The 15,830-nt window shown below is 75.1% G+C and carries 12 protein-coding genes; 2 read left to right on the plus strand and 10 right to left on the minus strand.

Features of this window, described 5'->3' with window-relative positions; translation table 11 throughout:
* Positions 1-124 precede the first annotated feature (124 nt).
* The gene (locus tag ACFY3I_RS25430) at positions 125-844 is read left to right on the plus strand and encodes a hypothetical protein (protein WP_390862925.1); all 720 of its coding nucleotides are present in this window, start codon (positions 125-127) and stop codon (positions 842-844) included.
* 160 nt (positions 845-1,004) lie between these two features.
* Here ACFY3I_RS25430 and ACFY3I_RS25435 read toward each other — a convergent pair whose 3' ends face one another.
* A complete protein-coding gene (locus tag ACFY3I_RS25435; protein WP_390862926.1) occupies positions 1,005-3,737 on the minus strand; it encodes a right-handed parallel beta-helix repeat-containing protein in 2,733 nt (910 codons plus the stop codon).
* Positions 3,734-4,555 carry a hypothetical protein gene (locus tag ACFY3I_RS25440; RefSeq protein WP_390862928.1) on the minus strand — a complete coding sequence of 274 codons (822 nt, stop codon included), beginning with the start codon at positions 4,553-4,555 and terminating at the stop codon, positions 3,734-3,736. The genes ACFY3I_RS25435 and ACFY3I_RS25440 overlap by 4 nt, the downstream gene beginning before the upstream one ends.
* Before the next feature lie 257 nt (positions 4,556-4,812).
* Here ACFY3I_RS25440 and ACFY3I_RS25445 point away from each other — a divergent pair, with 257 nt between their 5' ends.
* On the plus strand, positions 4,813-5,556 hold the full coding sequence (locus ACFY3I_RS25445) for a response regulator transcription factor (protein WP_390862930.1): 744 nt from the start codon (positions 4,813-4,815) through the stop codon (positions 5,554-5,556).
* A gap of 110 nt (positions 5,557-5,666) precedes the next feature.
* On the opposite strand, the gene ACFY3I_RS25450 is transcribed toward ACFY3I_RS25445, so the two are convergent.
* The 8 genes from ACFY3I_RS25450 to ACFY3I_RS25485 all read right to left on the minus strand — a co-directional run bounded on the left by ACFY3I_RS25450 (position 5,667) and on the right by ACFY3I_RS25485 (position 15,735).
* Complete coding sequence (locus tag ACFY3I_RS25450; protein ID WP_390862932.1) at positions 5,667-7,061, minus strand: EsaB/YukD family protein; 1,395 nt, start codon at positions 7,059-7,061, stop codon at positions 5,667-5,669.
* Positions 7,062-7,111: 50 nt separating this feature from the next.
* Positions 7,112-7,435 (minus strand): WXG100 family type VII secretion target, encoded by a 324-nt coding sequence (locus ACFY3I_RS25455; protein WP_390862934.1) that lies wholly within the window; start codon positions 7,433-7,435, stop codon positions 7,112-7,114.
* Positions 7,436-7,500: 65 nt separating this feature from the next.
* Complete coding sequence (locus ACFY3I_RS25460; RefSeq protein ID WP_390862936.1) at positions 7,501-7,824, minus strand: WXG100 family type VII secretion target; 324 nt, start codon at positions 7,822-7,824, stop codon at positions 7,501-7,503.
* 145 nt (positions 7,825-7,969) lie between these two features.
* Entirely contained in the window at positions 7,970-10,501 is a 2,532-nt protein-coding gene (locus tag ACFY3I_RS25465) for a hypothetical protein (RefSeq protein ID WP_390862938.1), read from the minus strand.
* Between the two features lie 121 nt (positions 10,502-10,622).
* A complete protein-coding gene (locus ACFY3I_RS25470; RefSeq protein ID WP_390862940.1) occupies positions 10,623-13,019 on the minus strand; it encodes a hypothetical protein in 2,397 nt (798 codons plus the stop codon).
* Between the two features lie 202 nt (positions 13,020-13,221).
* Positions 13,222-13,629 (minus strand): nuclear transport factor 2 family protein, encoded by a 408-nt coding sequence (locus ACFY3I_RS25475; RefSeq protein ID WP_390862942.1) that lies wholly within the window; start codon positions 13,627-13,629, stop codon positions 13,222-13,224.
* A 46-nt stretch (positions 13,630-13,675) separates the two neighbouring features.
* Positions 13,676-14,512 (minus strand): EamA family transporter, encoded by an 837-nt coding sequence (locus ACFY3I_RS25480; protein ID WP_390862944.1) that lies wholly within the window; start codon positions 14,510-14,512, stop codon positions 13,676-13,678.
* On the minus strand, positions 14,512-15,735 hold the full coding sequence (locus ACFY3I_RS25485) for a Glu/Leu/Phe/Val dehydrogenase dimerization domain-containing protein (RefSeq protein WP_390863324.1): 1,224 nt from the start codon (positions 15,733-15,735) through the stop codon (positions 14,512-14,514). Before ACFY3I_RS25485 ends, ACFY3I_RS25480 begins: the two co-directional genes overlap by 1 nt.
* Between the last annotated feature and the right edge of the window lie 95 nt (positions 15,736-15,830).

Genomic DNA, 15,830 nt, shown 5'->3' on the forward strand with positions numbered 1-15,830 from the left:
TCGTAGTTCCTCGTTCCTGACGGCGGGGACGTCCTGGAACGGGGACGTCGAGCCGCGCGCGCTGTCCCGGCACCATGGACAGGACGATCCGGAACGCCGACGACCGAAGTGAGCGGGGTGTCCCATGGGTGACAGCGACGGCGACGACGTGACCCCTCACGCGTCGAAGTACCAGAGCGACCCCTGGGTACCGAACGTGGACCCGGACGCGAGCGATCACGGCGACGAGGAGGACGCGGCCGAACAGTACGCCGAGATCTACGGGGTCACGGCGACGTCCGACCCGACCGACGACTCGGACGACCCGCCGGGCGAGCTGGTGACCATGCCCAAGCTGAGCATGGCCTACACCACCTCGCCCGACCTGGTGCCCAGCGATTCGGCCGGCGGCGGCTCGGACGCCCTGCCCACGCTGCCGGACGGCAACCCCTTCTCGATCGACCTGGGCGCGTTGCGCGGCGCGGAGCAGACGTTCCTCGACGCCGTCTCCAACGTGACGAGCGCGTACGAGGCGCTGCGGGCCAAGGTGCAGGGCGCCATCGACGATCCCTCCCTGTTCGGGCAGGACAACGGTCATTACGAGGCCAGCGGCCCGCACGGCACCCTGCAGTGGCACAAGGACGAACTCGCCGAGAGCGGCGCGCAGTTCGCCGAGGCGATCAATCCGCAGCTGACGAAGGTCATGCAGGACGGTGCCGGCGGCATCGAACTGATGGGCACCTTCACCGCGTTGCTGAACAACGCCGGCCAGACCTACGCGGCGGCGGACGCGAAGTCGTCCATGGACCCGACCGCCGAGCAGGCGGCGCAGCAGAGCGACGCGGACTCGCCCTCGTCGATCTAGTGCTGTGACCGGAAGGGTTCACCGGCTCGCGAAGCCCGGCGAACCACCGGCCGGCGAACGTCCCGCCGACGCCGTCGGCACACCTGTTCCTCCGGGTACTCCGCCGAGGCCCCGGGCCGGGGGCACGAAGTCGGCCCGGGGCGAACCGGCGGGGCGGCCGTCAGGTCCCTCGACGGTCCTCGGCGACGGCGGGCAGGTCGTCCGGCAGCAGGGTCACCAGGTCGTCCGTGGTCGGCTCCACCAGTTCCACGACCCGTTGCGCGTGGCGTTCCGTCATGCGCTGGAAGATCTGGCGGGCGGTACGGCCGTTGCCGAAGCGGTCGTCGCGGACGAGCGCGCCGAAGTAGCCGAGCAGGGCCGCACGGGTGTCGGCCGGCAGCTCGTACTCGTGCCTGGCCGCGTGGAACTCGACGATCCGGCTCAGTTCCTCGCTGCCGTAGTCGTCGAACATCAGGGTGCGGGTGAAGCGGGAGGCGAGGCCCGGGTTGACGTCGACGAACCGTTCCATCTCGTCTGGGTAGCCGGCCACGATGACGACGACGTCGTCCCGATGGTCCTCCATGAGTTTGACCAGGGTGGCGATGGCCTCACGGCCGTAGTCGTTGCCCTGGCCTGCGGGGGTGAGGGCGTAGGCCTCGTCGATGAACAGGACGCCGCCGAGGGCTCGTTTGAAGACCGCGGTGGTTCTGGGCGCGGTGTGCCCGACGTACTCCCCGACCAGGGACCCGCGGTCCGCTTCGATCAGGTGGCCGCGGGAGAGCAGTCCGAGGGCGGCGAGGATACGGCCGTACAGGCGCGCCACCGTCGTCTTGCCGGTGCCGGGGTTGCCTGCGAAGACCAGGTGGCGGCTGAGCGGCGGCGCGGCGAGGCCCGCCTCGGTGCGCTGCCGGACCAGCTGCATGACCTTGACCATGGTGCTGACGTCCTGTTTGACGCTCTCCAGGCCGATCAGGCCGTCCAGTTCGGCGATCACCTCGGTGAGGCTCTCCGCTCGGGTCCGCCGGGTTCCGGTGCTCCTGGGCTCCGGGGCCCGGGAGCCGCCGGCGCGGCCGCCGGGTGCCACCGCGACCGCTCCGGGGCCTTGCGCGGGCAGCGGCTCGGCGCCTTCCCGGGCCTCCTCCGGCATCGTGCTGATCTTCACGTCGTCGACCCGGCAGCGTTCGATGGCGGGGTCGGCGCCGTCGGCGAGTTTGAGGTCCTCGTCGGTGTCGTGGATGCGGCAGCCGCGCAGCAGGGGTGTCGCCGCGCTGCCGATGTAGACGGCGGGGAAGCCGGTGGCGCTGATGTCGCAGTCCTCGAAACGGCCGGCCGCGTGGTCGGCGACGTACAGGCCGTTCTTCGCGGTGTCGGTGACGGTGGTGCCGCGGACCCGGGGCGCGGCCTTCGCCTGGACGACGAGGCCGGTGCCCTTGGTGTCGGTGATGGAGCAGTCGGTCAGCCAGGCGCCGGCGCCCTCGCGGACGAAGACGCCGGCCGCGCCGGTGCCGGTGACACGGGTGTCGACGACGAGCGCGCAGGTGCCCGCGCCGATGTCGATGCCGACGCCGGTGCAGGAGCTGACGGAGCAGTCGTCGAGGAGCGGGCGGTGTTCGGTGCGCAGGCCGATGCCGGTGGCGGCCTTGGTGATCCGGCAGCCGCGGGCGGCCAGGTCACCGCCGTCGACCTCGATGCCGCACAGCCCGGTGTCGTCGATCCGGATGTCGGTGAGGGTGAGCAGGGCCTGGTCCACGCTGCGCAGCCCGTGTTCGGGGGTGCCCTGGACGCGGCTGTCGTGCAGGGTGACCCGGCTGCGGTCGCCGGCGTGCACCCCGGTGAAGGCGGAGACGGTGACGGCGCAGTCGGTGACGGTGAGGTGGGCGGTGTCGGAGGCGTAGACGCCGTTGGCGCCGGAGCGGGTGAAGGCTCCGCCCCGGACCTCCACCCGTGCCTCGCCGCCGGCCGCGAGTCCGGAGCCGGTGGTGTCGCTGGTGGTGGTGTCGTGCAGCCGCAGCCGGCCGGCGCCGGTGGCGACGACACCGGCCGCGCGGATGTCGCTGATGCGGCAGTCGACGAGTGAGGCGACGGCCCGGCCGGTGACATGGACGCCGTCCCGGCCGGTGCGGGCGATCTCGCAGCCGCGCAGCGCGACCCCGAACTCGCCGCCCGCGGACGGTGCTTCACCGCCGGTGTCGTCGTCTGGGGCGGTGTCGGCGCCGGCGTCGCCGGTGATGACGACTCCCCCGGCCTCGCTGTCCCCGATCCGGCAGGTGCGCAGCACGGGCCGGGCGCTGTCGTCCACGGCCACGGCGGCCGCCCCGGTGTGGGTCACGGCGCAGTGCTCCAGGGCGGCGCGGGCGGCGCCGGTGACGCGGACGCCGTGGCCGCCGGTGCGGGTCACCGAGACCCGGGTGAGGGCGGGGGCGGCGCCGTGGTCGACGAGGACGCCGACGGCCTCGACGTCGCTGATGCCGGTGTTCTCGACCACGGCACGGCTGTCCCCGGCGAGATGGAGGCCGATGCCGCCGGTGTGGTGGAGTTCGCAGTCCCGGAAGACGGGGGCGGCGGTGCCGGTGACCCGCGCGCCGGCGCCGGTGATCTCGCAGCCGGAGATCTCCACCGCCCCGGCGGTGACCAGGACGGCCGGCTCCGGGCCGCGGCCCTCGATGACGAGGTCGTGCACCCGGCCGCCGGAGCTCCGCACGGTGAGCGCGGGCCCGTGGGGGCCCGCGACGATCCGCACCGTGCCGCGGCCCTTCTCCGCGGCGATCGTGACGTCGCGGTCCAGCACGACGCTCTCGGTGTAGGTGCCGGGCTGGACTGAGATGACGGCACCTTCGGGAGCCTCCCGGACGGCGGCGACGATGGTCTTGTACGTGCCCCAGCCGCGGGGGGCCACGCGCAGCCCGGCCGTCATGTCGAGGTGCAGGTGAGCCGCACCTGCGCGGCGGCGACGTGGACGCCCTGGGCCACGTCGGCGCTCTCCGCGCCGGCGTCCACGAGCCTGACGGTCACCCGGCCGGTGCGGACGGTGAACGGGGGCGAGGTGAACCAGCGGCCCTGCTGCTTCCTGCCGACCTGGTCGACCATGAAGCCGCCGAGCGCCTCGGGCTGCCTGCCCGCCCCACCGCCCGCGGCGTAGTCGTCGCCGTAGTAGTAGAAGTAGGCGGGTGAGCCGCCGACCAGGGTGCGGGAGGAGTTGGTGGGCACGAAGCTGGAGAGCCGGCAGGAGGCGACCGTGAAGCGGGAGCGGAAGTCGTACTTCCACAGGGCGTACCGGGTGGCGTCGAAGGCGCTGGACTTCCCGGAGACCGGCATCGAGAGGTAACCGCCGGTGCAGGCCTCCCCGGTGTAGCCGCCGCTGTCCGACTGGGTCCAGGCGGTGGTGCCGTCCGCGTCGGTCCCGGTGGAGTAGCCGTAGGCGGCGAAGCCGGTCGAACCGTCGCTGCTCGCCGCGCAGTCGGGGCCGGCGATGGCCTTCCAGGTCTGCCCGGGGCTCTGGCCGCCGGCCTGGTAGGGCGTGGCGTCCGGGCTGGGGGCGATGGGTTTGACCTCGCTGGGCAGGGCGAAGGCCGGGCCGCCGAGCGCGCCGTACACCAGTGCGCCGAGGGCGACGGCCAGGAGCGTGGAGACGCTCACCACGAGCATGCGTCTACCGGTCCGCCCCCGCGGGTCCTCCGGCCGTACGGATTCGGCGAATGCGGAGGAGAACTCACGCCAGTCCTCTTCAATCATGCGGGAATGCACTCCTCGAGGTCGAGTGAATGAACAATCGCGGGAAAGGCAGATGGAGAATGACGCCGGGGCGAATGGCCGCGGTGCGGGCGCACGGGTGGGCTACTCGGCCGCAGGGCACCCGACTTGAGTTACGTAGGAGGTCACGGGCAGGTTCACGTGTTTTCTCTCACCGGTCCCGGAGCGGGGGTGGGGGCTGACGCGGCGGCTACGTTCTTGCTCAGGAACTCACCGGAACTGGCAATGGCAGGAGCGCAATGTCCCCCCAGATTTCTCAGATCGCCGTTGTCGAACAACACCCCCTGGTGCGCCTGGGCCTGGAGACGCTGCTCTCCGGCAGTGCGCTGCTGCGGGTGGTCGCGCTGGCCGCGGATCCGGCGGAGCTGCCGCGGGCCGACGCGCAGCGCCCGGATGTCGTCGTCTACGGCGCTCCGCCCCAGCCCGGACCGTCGCTGGCCCAGACGGTCGCCGCGCTGGCGGCCCGCGGCCGGGTGCTGGTGGTCGCGGACTTCGCGGGCCGGCAGCCGGTCACCGACGCGCTGCGTGCCGGAGCCTACGGCTGTGTCGGCAAGCAGGCGGGCGAGCAGGAACTGCTGCGCGCGGTGGAGACGGTCGCGCTGGGCGGCCTGCACATCGCGCCCGGTCTCGCCACCCGGCTCCACCACGAGCTGCGGCAGCCCGCCGGCGCTCCCGCCCCGGCGCTCGCCCACCGGGAGCGGGAGGCGCTGCGGCTGCTGGCCACGGGGCTGACGCACGGCCAGATCGCCCGCCGGATGGGGCTGACGGAGGCCACCGTCAGCACCTACGTGAAGCGGATCAGGAACAAGCTGAACGTCCGCAACAAGGCCGACCTCACCCGGAAGGCGATCGAGCTGGGCCTGCTCCAGGAGGGCGGGTTGCGCGGCGCGGCGCCTGCCGACGGCGGCCGCTCCGGTGCCGCGTACTCCCCTGCCGGTGCCGTTCCCGGCTACGCCCCCGCCGGGTACTCCTCCGCCGCCTGACATCCCGCCGCGCCCGCTCCGCGGCAAGTCCCCACGCTCCCGGGCTCTTTCGTGACCGCGGTCCCGCACCTTCGTACGGGTCCGCGGTCACGGTCGTATGTGACGGATGATCAGATGTGGTGTCCCAGGCCGACGACGGCGCCGAAGGCCCCGAACGTCGCCACCGCCAGGGCGACGCTCGCCCCGGCCAGTACCGAGCCGAGTCCGGCCAGCCAGCGGGGCCGCGCCATCGCCGGCAGGTCGGGGCGCCGCATCATGCGCCGGAACCCGTAGACCAGGAGCACGGCCGCGGCCAGGGCGCTGGACACGGGGCCCGGCCAGCTCCCGGAGCCGAGGCGCTCGGGGCCGGTGACGAGCAGCGTGAAGAGCCCGGCCGTACCGGCGGCCAGCAGCGGCACCACCTCGGCGAGCAGCCGGGCCGACCCCGCGCGCAGCAGCACCGCGAACCCCAGCAGCCCGGCCGCGAGGTTGGCGTACGGGGAACCGGAGGCCGCCATGACGACGAGCCCGCCGCCGAGGACCAGGCTCAGGGTGCCGCTCCAGGCCACCAGCAGGACGGTCGCGGCGCGCACGGCGCGGGCCACTTCGTCGTCACGGGGCTGCTCCTGCACCCGCATCCGCACCCGCCGCCAGGTGAAGGCCACCGTGCCGCTGACGGCCGACGGCACCACGGTGAGCAGGGCGAAGGCGACCGCGGTGACCACGCAGGCGGCCTGGACCGGGTCGGCCCGCAGCGCCGCGAGGCCGACGCCGAGGACCGTCGCGACGGCGGCCGTGAACACGGTGGCCGAGGTGGTCACCGCGGGGGCCGTCGCGGCGGCGAGGAAGGCGCCCAGCAGCGCGCCGACGGCCAGGGCCGCGACGGCGAGCCCGGTCCGCGTCATGACACCGTCCAGACCGAGCCGTCCGGTGCCCTGGCCCAGAGCGGCGGACCAGGCGCACAGGGCGAGGGCGGGTACCGCGCACAGCGCCATCGCCGTGCGCAGGGCCGCCGGGACGGGCCAGGCGCGCTCCCCCGCGACCCACGCGGCCACGGGCGGCACCAGCCCCGCGGCGAGCGCGAGGTCGACCAGGACGCCCGCGTCCGGCCGGTGCCGGACGGCGAGCACGGACAGGGTGGCGACGAGCCACGCGAGGGCGAGCGCGGTCAGGGTGTACGTCCGGGCGCGGGAGTCCCACCGGCGGTCCAGGACGCCCTCGGAGACCTCGGCGACGCGTTCGGCGACGTCGTGCACGACCGGGTCGTCCAGCTCGTCGGCGGTGGCGTCACGCAGGTAGAGGACCTGCCCGTCGGTGACGCCCAGTTCCGACAGCGACCACTCCGGGGCGAAGGCACTCCCGGTCGCCGCGCCCAGGGTCCAGGCCGCCGGCATGATGTCGGACTCGCGCTGGTCGCACAGGCGCGCCAGGGTGTCCGCATAGCTCACGATCGGGGCGCCGGCCGGGACCGCGAGGTCCACCTTGCGGCGCTCGCCGACGACGGTGATACGGCAGTGCTCATCCACGATGACGATTCCTCAGGGGACGCAGGGGTGTTCCGTAGCCGGGGCGGCGGTCAGCGGTGCTGCCAGGTACGGGAGTTGGCCCACTCGGCCTCGGAGTAGTTGTTCCAGTTGACGTGCATCGCGTTCGCGATCTCGCCGAGCACGCCGCCCGGGCCGAAGAGGCCGTTGGCGGCGTAGTTCCACTCCGCCTCCAGCCCTTCGAAGTACTGCTGTGCGGCGCCGTTCCAGTCGCCGCCGGCGAGGACCGGCTGGAGTTTGCTGATGAGGGCGTGGAGCTCGTCCGCGATGGTCTGGGCGACTCCGTTGATGTGCGTGCCCGCGCCGGCGAGTTCCTCCTTGACCATGAGGTTCGCGCCGTCGACGTTTCCTGCCATGACTCACTCCCTGGTGGTGACGGATGCCGGGTACGGCGGTCCGGGACCGCCGATATGACGAGGCGTCAGCTGAGGTTGGCCTTCGACAGACCGGCCTCGATGTTGTTGATCGAGGTGATGTTCTGCTGTTCGGTGTCGGTGTAGTTGACGTAGTTGCCGCGCAGACCGCCGGCGATGTCGGTGAGCGCGTCGTGGAGCATGCGGGAGTAGATGTCGTACTCCTGCATGAGGGCCTGGAAGGTGTCCTGCGCGATGCCCTGCCACCAGCCCTCCATGTTGACGACGTAGGTCCTGAGGTCGGAGAGCCGGCCCTGGATCTCGGCCGCCGTGCTGTCGCAGGACGTCGCCGCCAGCGAGATCTGCTCCGGTGTCACCTTGAAGTCGGTCACCGTGATGCTCCTGTCCGGGTGGACTGATACCGGTCCACTTCAGCGTCGCAGCGGGGCCAGGACCCCGACAGATCCCCGTTCCGGTGTCCCCGGCCGAAGACGCGGGGCGTGCGACGGTGGGAGACGGCGGGGAACGGCGCGTACCTCAGGGACCCTCGCCCACCGGTCCGGCGCAGCGTTCCGGCCAGCCCGCGCCGTCGCTCCGGCCGCCCCGGTCTCGCAGCGCCTCGTCCAGACCCGCCAGCGCGGCCCGGTCGGCCTCGCCCGGTTCGGCGTCGGCGGTGCTGCCCGGCGCGGACGCCGGCGCCCCGCCCGAGGCGGGCAGTTCCCGCAGCAGGACGACCGGGGACGGGCCGGTGCGCCGTACGTCGAGGACCACGAAGGGCGTGCCGGGGGCGAACACCACCTCCGGGACCTCCTCGGGCCCTTCGGGGTCGTGGAACAGCGGCCGGGCGAGCCGGCCGGTCACCGACCAGACGGCGTACCGGGGGCCGCGCGGCCGCTCCGCCGCCCCGGCGGCCCGCACACCGCTGAGCGGGGCACGGTCGCGGAGCACGGTGCCGGGGCGCAGCGGGTCGTTCTCCGGGTCCTCGGCATCCGGCGGCGCGGAGCCCGCGCCCCGCAGGACCGCGCCCCGGTGCGTCGGCAGCCGGCGCAGCCCCGACACCAGACAGGCGGCGAACGGCAGGAGCCGGTCGTCGCGCCCTCGGCAGGCCGCGGCCACCGCACGGTGGTCGAGCAGGCCGTGCTCGTCGTCGAGGTAGAGCATAAGTGCCGTCAGGTCCGCCTCGGCGGCCTCCCGTTCGGCGTCGGGCAGGGCCGGCAGCCGGCCGAGCGCCCGCGCGACGGCGGGCGCGTGCCGTTCCCAGGCCGGCCCGGCGAGCAGCCGCAGCGCGGTGTGCTCGGCGGGGCTGCTGCGGTGACCGGCCCGCAGGAAGGACCTGGCGGGCGCCGGCCGTGCGGGTTCCGGGCCGTCCGCGCGGGACGCGCCTACACCGGGTGCGGGCTCGTTCACGGAGCCGAAGCCGGAGCCGGAGCCGGTGCCGAAGCCGGAGCCGGGCGCGGACGCGCCGGTACCCTGCCACCGGCGGCTCAAGTACTCCCACGCCTCGTCGAGATCGGGACCGGCGGGCGGGTCGGGGACCGCCGGCTCCCGGGGTGCCGCGGTCTGCTCCCGCCCACCGATCACCTGCTCCCAGACTCCGCTGAGATCGGGCGCGGCGACCGGATCGGCCGAGGTGCGCGGTACGACCGCGCCGGCGGCCGGGGAGGCGGCGGAGCCGGCCACGGTGCGGGGTACGGCTCGCGACGCTTCGGCGACCGGGGCATCCGCGTACCGGACGACCTCGGCCCCGCCGGCCGTGGACGGTGCCGGGGCGGCCTCGGTGCGCACGCCGTGCCGGGTCGCCAACGCGCGGAGTGCGGGAGCGTCGGCCGCGGTGCGGCCGTGCACCTGGAGCAGGGCGCTCGCCGGCACCCGCGGCGGCAGCGAGCCGAACAGGACGTCCAGCGCGGGCCACAGCGAGGGGTCGGGCCGCTCCCCCGGGACACCGGCCTCGACGACCGGTCCGTCCGGGCGGACCGCGAGCCCCGCGGCGGGTCCGTCGGCACCTCGCCGGCCGACCCGGAGCCCCGCCCGGGTCACCGTCACCTGCCAGCCCTCGGTGAGCCGCACCGCGCCGTCCGGCTCACCGTCCGCGCCCGGAAGCGGTGCGGCACAGCCCAGCAGCCGTGGTTCCCGGTGGGGGTGGACCTCGGCGGCGTTCACGAACGGCAGCCAGCCGGGGGCGCCGTCCGCCCCGAGCACGACGGAACGCACCCCGCGGGCGCCTGCGGACGGACCGTCGGTGAGCAGCGGCAGCCCGGTGGCGACCAGCACCGGGGCACCGAGCCGGTCGGCCACGCGACAGCCGAGCGGCAGCAGGTCGCCGGGACCACCGGGCGCCAGCCGCACGCCGTCGCGCACCGGTCCGGGCAGGAGGGACAGCACACCGGCGACGTCGAGCGCCGCCGCCTCCTCGTCCTCCGGCAGGCCGGTCACCACCACGGTGAGCCGACGGGGATCGAGCGGAACGGTGTGGTGGAGGTCGCCCGGTGCCGAGGCGGGCGAGCGTGCCGGGCGCAGCAGCAGGCCGGCCGGGATCCGCTCGATCACGTGTCCGCCCGCGGTGTGTCCGGGTACCGCGTCGAGGGCCTGCTCCCACGCCGGCCTCGGGCAGCGGGCGCCGATCGGCACCGGAGCGGCGCCGGGAGCGAACCCCAGCCATCCCCCGGGCGCGTACAGCGAGCCGCCGGGTACCGGGTGCACGGCGTCGGCGGGAGCCTCCACGGTGACATTCCAGCCGTCGGCGACCTGCCGGGCCAGCGCCGGTCGTCCGGGCCGTTCCCCGCCCGTGCCCGGCATCGCCAGGCGTACGGCGGTACGGCCGGACGCGCGCAGTCCGTCGAGCAGTCCGCCCAGGGCGCGCCGGAAGCCGGCCCGTGCCATGGTCCCCGGGTCGGCGAGCAGCGTCACCGTCGGGTCGCCGGACCAGCGCAGCACCCTGGCGAGGTCGTCGGCCTCCACGCCGCCGGACGAGGTGGGGGCACCGGACCGGAGCACCAGCAGCCGGTCGTGTTCCTCGACGCGTACGGCCGCGTCGTCCACGCCGGCCCCGCCGGTGGTCGTCCCAGCCATCTCGCTCACTTTCGGTTCGTCGTCGCGGTGCGGTGCGCGCCGCGCCGCCGGTGCGTACGTCGGACGGGCGATCGCGGATCCGCGCACCGGCTCCGTGCCCGCGCTCCCGGTCCGCCGCGCATCAGGCGCGTCCCGCCACGGCCGAGCACGAGGTGACGTTCGCGTGGTCGTCGTCCCGGCCTGCGAGCGACGGCCGCGGTGTCAGGACACCGGTGGCCCTCGCCTGTCCGGCCGCCGCCACCGCAACCCTGTCCCGTGACGGCACCGCCCGCCACGTCCGCGCAGAGGCGGCAGCACCGCCGACGGCGCCGTCGGCGGCACCGGCGGGTGGGGGCGTCCGCGGTTCCCCGACGGCCGGAAGTCTCCGCGTCCCGCCGCCGGCCGTGGGGGTGCCCTGGTCACCGAGCACCGGGTCACCGAGCACCTGGTCACCGGCGGCCGGAGGGGTCCGGTGGTGTCCGTCGGGCGTCGGCGCGATCATCGGCGGGGTCGTCACGGGAACCCGTACGGCGTGCGGCAGGTGCGGCGCGGACGGGGTGGCGTGCGCGGCCTCCAGCTGCTCCCGGTAGCGTTCCGCGGCCCGCAGCCAACGGCCGTCCGGGCCCGGCACCTTCTGCCGCAGGGAGACGATCGACGGCGCGATGCGCAGGGCGAGGGAGATGTCGGGGGTGTCCCGCCAGCAGGCGTCCGCGTTGGCGGCGGCCTGCTCCGCGTCCACGCTGTCCATGCCGTTGGTCACCAGCAGGCTGAACGCCACCCGGCGGTAGAGGTCGGCCGCGAGGGCGTTGTGCCCGGCGAGCCGCATCACGTGCGCCCTGATCTGGCGGATCTGCAACGAGGTGGGGTGCTCCGAGCCGTGCGTGGTGAACGCCTCGCGTTCGAGTGCGGTGGCGAGGGCCGTGGCGTCGTCGTACCGGCCCCCGTTCGCGGCCTGCACGATGCCGCCGATCCGCTCGCGGTAGCGGTGGAACCCGTCCGGCACCGGTGCCGGCGCCGACGTGGTGACGGCGGTCTCGGAGGACGCGATCCCGGAGGACGCGGTGGCGGCGGGCGCGGTGGCGGCGGGCGCGGTGGCGGCCGGTACCGGCAGGCCTTCCGGGTCGGCGCCGGCGGTGGCCGGCCACAGCATCCGGACGCCGTGCCGCACCGCGAGCCCGCGCAGCACCCGGCTCTCCTCGGCCGAGCGGCCGGGCGCGTGCAGGACGGCGTGTTCGCGTGCCCCGGGATCGAGGTGGTCGAGCAGTTGCGACAGGGCCGACCAGCAGGTCTCGTCGAGGGGCTGGTCCGAAGGAAGGATCTCCACGGCGAGTTGGTCGGCGCGCACGGGCCGGTCGGCGACCGGCGGGAGCTGCCCCACGGGCCCGAGAGCGAGCCCCGACCGGATCGTGGTGACCTGCCAGCGCTCCGACAGCCGGACCGCACCGGCGTCGTGCTCCTGCGCGCCGGGCACGGGCGAACGCCGGCGCAGCGGGCGGGGGCCTGGAGCCTCGCCGTCGCCGCCGGACGCGGCCGGCCGGCAGACCACGGCCTCGACGTAGGGCCGCCAGGTGGGCCGGCCCGTGGCGTCGACCAGGACCGGCCCGGGAACCACCGCGGCGTCCGCCCCGGGGGCGGTGGCGTCCCGGGCCGCCAGCGGCAACCCGGTGACCACCTCCACCTCGGTGCCCAGGGCGTCGGCGACCTGCTGGACGGTGGGCAGCAGGTCGCCTCCGGCGCCGGGGGCGACGCGCACCCGGGCACGCACCGCGGGCGGCAGCGCGGCGAGCAGCGCGGCCAGCTCGTCGGCGGGGACGTCGCCGCCCTGGCCCGGCACACCGACCAGCACGGTCGGGTGGACCGGGTCGACGGGCACCGCGTGGCACAGGGCACCGGGGGCGGGCGCCGGGGCCCCCGGGGGCTGGAGCAGTACACCGGCGGGCACGGGGTGGACGGTGTGTCCGCCGGCCGTGCGGCCGGGCAGCGCCGCGAAGGCGCTCTGCCAGCCGGGGGCGGGGTGGCGGACACCGAGCGGTGCCGGCTCCGTGCCGGGCTGGAAGAGCTGCCAGCCGCCGGACGGCTCGGCGGCGTCGGGGACGAAGAGGGTGCCACCGGGGACGAGCAACGCGCCGCCCTCGGGGGCGATCACGCCGAACCCCCAGGCGTCGGCGATCCTCCGGGCCAGCGCGGGCCGGTCGGCGGCGGTGCTGCCGGCGCCCGGGACGACCAGGCGCAGGGTGGTCGTCCCCTCCTCCCGGAGCGCGTCGAGGACGTCACCGAGCCGGGTCCACAGCGCGGGCGGCACCGGCCCGTCGACGCCGACGACGACGGTGGCGACGGAACGGGCCCCGTCTGCGCCCAGGACCCGGGCGAGCTCCGCCGCCTCGTCCGGGCCGGGAACGGCCCGTTCGGTGGACCGCAGCAGCGTCAGCCCGTCGTACCGGTCGACGAGGACGGGCGTGTCGAGCTCTCCCGCCGTGCCGCCGGGCTGCTGGCCCCGGCCCGGAGCCAAGCGCGTGAAGAGAGTGCCCCAGCGGGACATGAACTGCTCCTTCCGTGACGGCGTGCCGTCCTGCGCGGATGTACGTCCAGGGGGCGGGGCGCCTGCCCTCCGGTGCGCATCCGCCCGCGCGCGGGAGCGGGTCCACGCCGGTGACGGTCCGCGCCGCGGGTCGGCCGCCGGGTTCCCGGCCCCTTCCGCATACAGCTACGGATGGCCGGCGGGATCGGTTCTCCGGTCGCGGTCAGGCCGGACCGGCCGCGGCGAGGGGTGACAGGTGTTCGTGCACCGCGAGCCAGCGCCCGTCGGCCTCCCGGCGGAAGACGACGGTCTCCCGTTCGTGGAGCGTCTCCTCACCGGCGCCGGTGGCGATCCGGGTCTCCACGGAGTGGGTGAACACAGCGGTTTCGCCGAGGAGTTGGACCAGCCGGTCGTAGGAGAGGCAGTTCAGGACCCGGAATCCGTCCTCCTGGACCCAGCCCGCCATGACGCGCCGGTACTCGGCGACGGACTCGATGCGCCGCTCGGCGGTGTGGAAGACGAAGGTCGCGTCCGGTGCGAAGGCGTCGAAGTAGTCGTCCAGGCGTCCCTCGGCGTAGGCGGCCACGAGGTGGTCGGCAGCCTGGAGGACCTGCTTGCGGTCGTCGCTCATGTCGTGTCTCTCCGGAGGAGGAAGGGGGATCGTGGGTGCCTCGGCGCTACACGGCCACGAGGAGGAGCGCCCCGGCACCCAGGCAGAGCCCGAGCGCCTGATGCGCCGTCACGCGTTCGCGGTCGAGGACCAGGGCGAGGACGACGGTGGCCGCCGGGTAGAGGGACACGATCGGCCCGACCACGCTCAGCAGGCCCCGGTCCATCGCGAACAGGCAGAAGGCGAAGGCCGCCGAGTCGAGCACACCGGCCACCACCACGGGCAGCCACGGCACGGGCGCGGCGGCCGCCTTCGACCACCCGCGCAGCGCGCCCGGGGCCACGCACAGGACGGAGGCGGCGCGGGCGCCCGCCAGAGGCCACAGGCCCGCGTCGGGACCCGGGTGGGAGAGGAGCACGAGCTGGAGTCCGAGAGCTCCGCCGGCCGCCAGGGCCAGCAGCACGGTGCGCGTCGCGACGCCGGCCCTCCGGATCCGTCCGACCCGGCTCACCAGGGCGATCGAGAGCACCGCGCAGCAGACCCCGCACAGCGCGAGCGGGCCGGGCGCCGCCTGGACGGCCAGTCCGGCGGCCAGGGGGACGACGGCCGCCGTCACCCCGGTGACCGGCGCCACCAGCACGATCCCCTCCGCGGCCAGCGTCCGGTAGAGCAGCACCAGGCCCAGCGCTCCGCAGGCGCCGGCCGCGAACCCCCAGGCGAGGGCGGTCGGCCGGGGACCGTGCGAGGCGGTCGCCGCCAGCCAGAGGGCGATCACCGGGAGGGACAGCACCTGGGAGAGGAGGACGACCCGCGTGGCCGGCGCGTTCCGGGAGGCCCTGGCGCCGCAGTAGTCGGCCGCGCCCCAGCCGAGGGCCGCCACGGCGGCCAGCACGGTGGTGCCCATCAGGCGCCGGTCCGGCTCAGCAGCAGGTCGCGGCGGGCGTCGGCGAGGTGGCGGGCCGCTTGGCGGGGTGTGCACACCGCGTCCTCGGCGAGCTTCAGCGTCTCCGTGACCAGGTCGCGAAGGGCGCCGCGGACCTTGGCGAGGGAGGACGCGGCGTTCGGGGCGACATCGCCGTAGAGCACCCACCACCACCAGGCGTTGGTGCCCGAGTTGGCGACGACATCGGGGACGACGACGCAGCCGCGGGCCCGGAGCAGTTCCTCCGCGCCCGCGGTCACGGGCAGGTTCGCCGCCTCCACGATGTAGCGGGCCGCGACCCGGTCCTGGTTGGCCTCGTGGACGGTGTACGAGGTCGCGGCCGGAACCAGCACGTCGGCCGCGAGCGACAGGCAGGCGTCCCGCTCCAGCAGGACGTCGTCCGGGCGCAGCCGGCCGCGGTCGACCGCACCGTGGGCCCTGCGGTGACGCAGCATGTCCTCGACGGCCAGGCCGCGCGGGTTGGCCACGGTGCCGTGCACGTCGGAGATCCCGACCACCCGGACCCCCGCCTCGTGCAGGAAGCGGGCCGTCGAACCGCCCATGGCGCCGAAGCCCTGGACGACGGCGCCGGCGGACGTCGGGGCGACACCGTCCCGGTCCAGAACGGTGAGCACGGCCTCCGCGACCCCGCAGCCGCCGACCAGTTCGCCCAGCCCGATCCCGTCGACGTCGACGGCGAACGCCTCGGCGAATCGTTCCCGCGCCGCCCGCGGGTCGTCGAGGGTGCGTACGACGGGTGCGATGCAGCCCTCCACGCCCAGTTCGCCGAGCACCTCGTCGATGAGTTCCGTGGTGGTGCCGAGGTCGTCGCCGGTGGCCCAGTTGTTCGCGACGTACGGCCGGATGAAGGCGAGGAAGCGGGAGAGCACGCCGCGCGCCTCGCTGCTCAGCGGGTCGCAGTCGATGCCGCCCTTCGCGCCGCCCATGGGGAGGTAGCGGCCCGTGGGGTCGTAGTGCAGCGCCTCCTTCACGCTCATCGCCGCCGCCAGTTCCCTGACCTCCTCGGGCCGGCAGCCCGCGCGCATCCGCAGGCCGCCGCTGGCCAGCCCCCGGACGAGTCGGTCGATGACGAGGAAGCCCTGGCGGCCCGTGACGGGGTCGGTCCAGGTGAGGGACGCTTCGGGGGGCCGGGCTGCCGCGCCGTCGGCACGGGCCGCGGGCGGGGTGAGAAGACCGCTGTTCACGGCGATGGGCTCCTTGGGAAAGCCGATGAGGACTGACCACGGAGCGCGCCACTGGCGGTCGTGGAAGACCCGGTAGCGGCCACTCACGCGCGCTT

It is taken from the genome of Streptomyces sp. NPDC001068 (assembly GCF_042897315.1).
In the GTDB taxonomy this organism is placed as follows: Bacteria; Actinomycetota; Actinomycetes; order Streptomycetales; family Streptomycetaceae; genus Streptomyces.

Coding starts and splice junctions, on each gene's coding strand:
- ACFY3I_RS25455 (WP_390862934.1), bottom strand. CDS start 7,435: ATGGCAGGAAACGTCGACGGCGCGAACCTCATGGTCAAGGAGGAACTC.
- ACFY3I_RS25465 (WP_390862938.1), bottom strand. CDS start 10,501: ATGGCTGGGACGACCACCGGCGGGGCCGGCGTGGACGACGCGGCCGTA.
- ACFY3I_RS25480 (WP_390862944.1), bottom strand. CDS start 14,512: ATGGGCACCACCGTGCTGGCCGCCGTGGCGGCCCTCGGCTGGGGCGCG.
- ACFY3I_RS25440 (WP_390862928.1), bottom strand. CDS start 4,555: ATGATTGAAGAGGACTGGCGTGAGTTCTCCTCCGCATTCGCCGAATCC.
- ACFY3I_RS25470 (WP_390862940.1), bottom strand. CDS start 13,019: ATGTCCCGCTGGGGCACTCTCTTCACGCGCTTGGCTCCGGGCCGGGGC.
- ACFY3I_RS25435 (WP_390862926.1), bottom strand. CDS start 3,737: ATGACGGCCGGGCTGCGCGTGGCCCCCCGCGGCTGGGGCACGTACAAG.
- ACFY3I_RS25430 (WP_390862925.1), top strand. CDS start 125: ATGGGTGACAGCGACGGCGACGACGTGACCCCTCACGCGTCGAAGTAC.
- ACFY3I_RS25475 (WP_390862942.1), bottom strand. CDS start 13,629: ATGAGCGACGACCGCAAGCAGGTCCTCCAGGCTGCCGACCACCTCGTG.
- ACFY3I_RS25445 (WP_390862930.1), top strand. CDS start 4,813: ATGTCCCCCCAGATTTCTCAGATCGCCGTTGTCGAACAACACCCCCTG.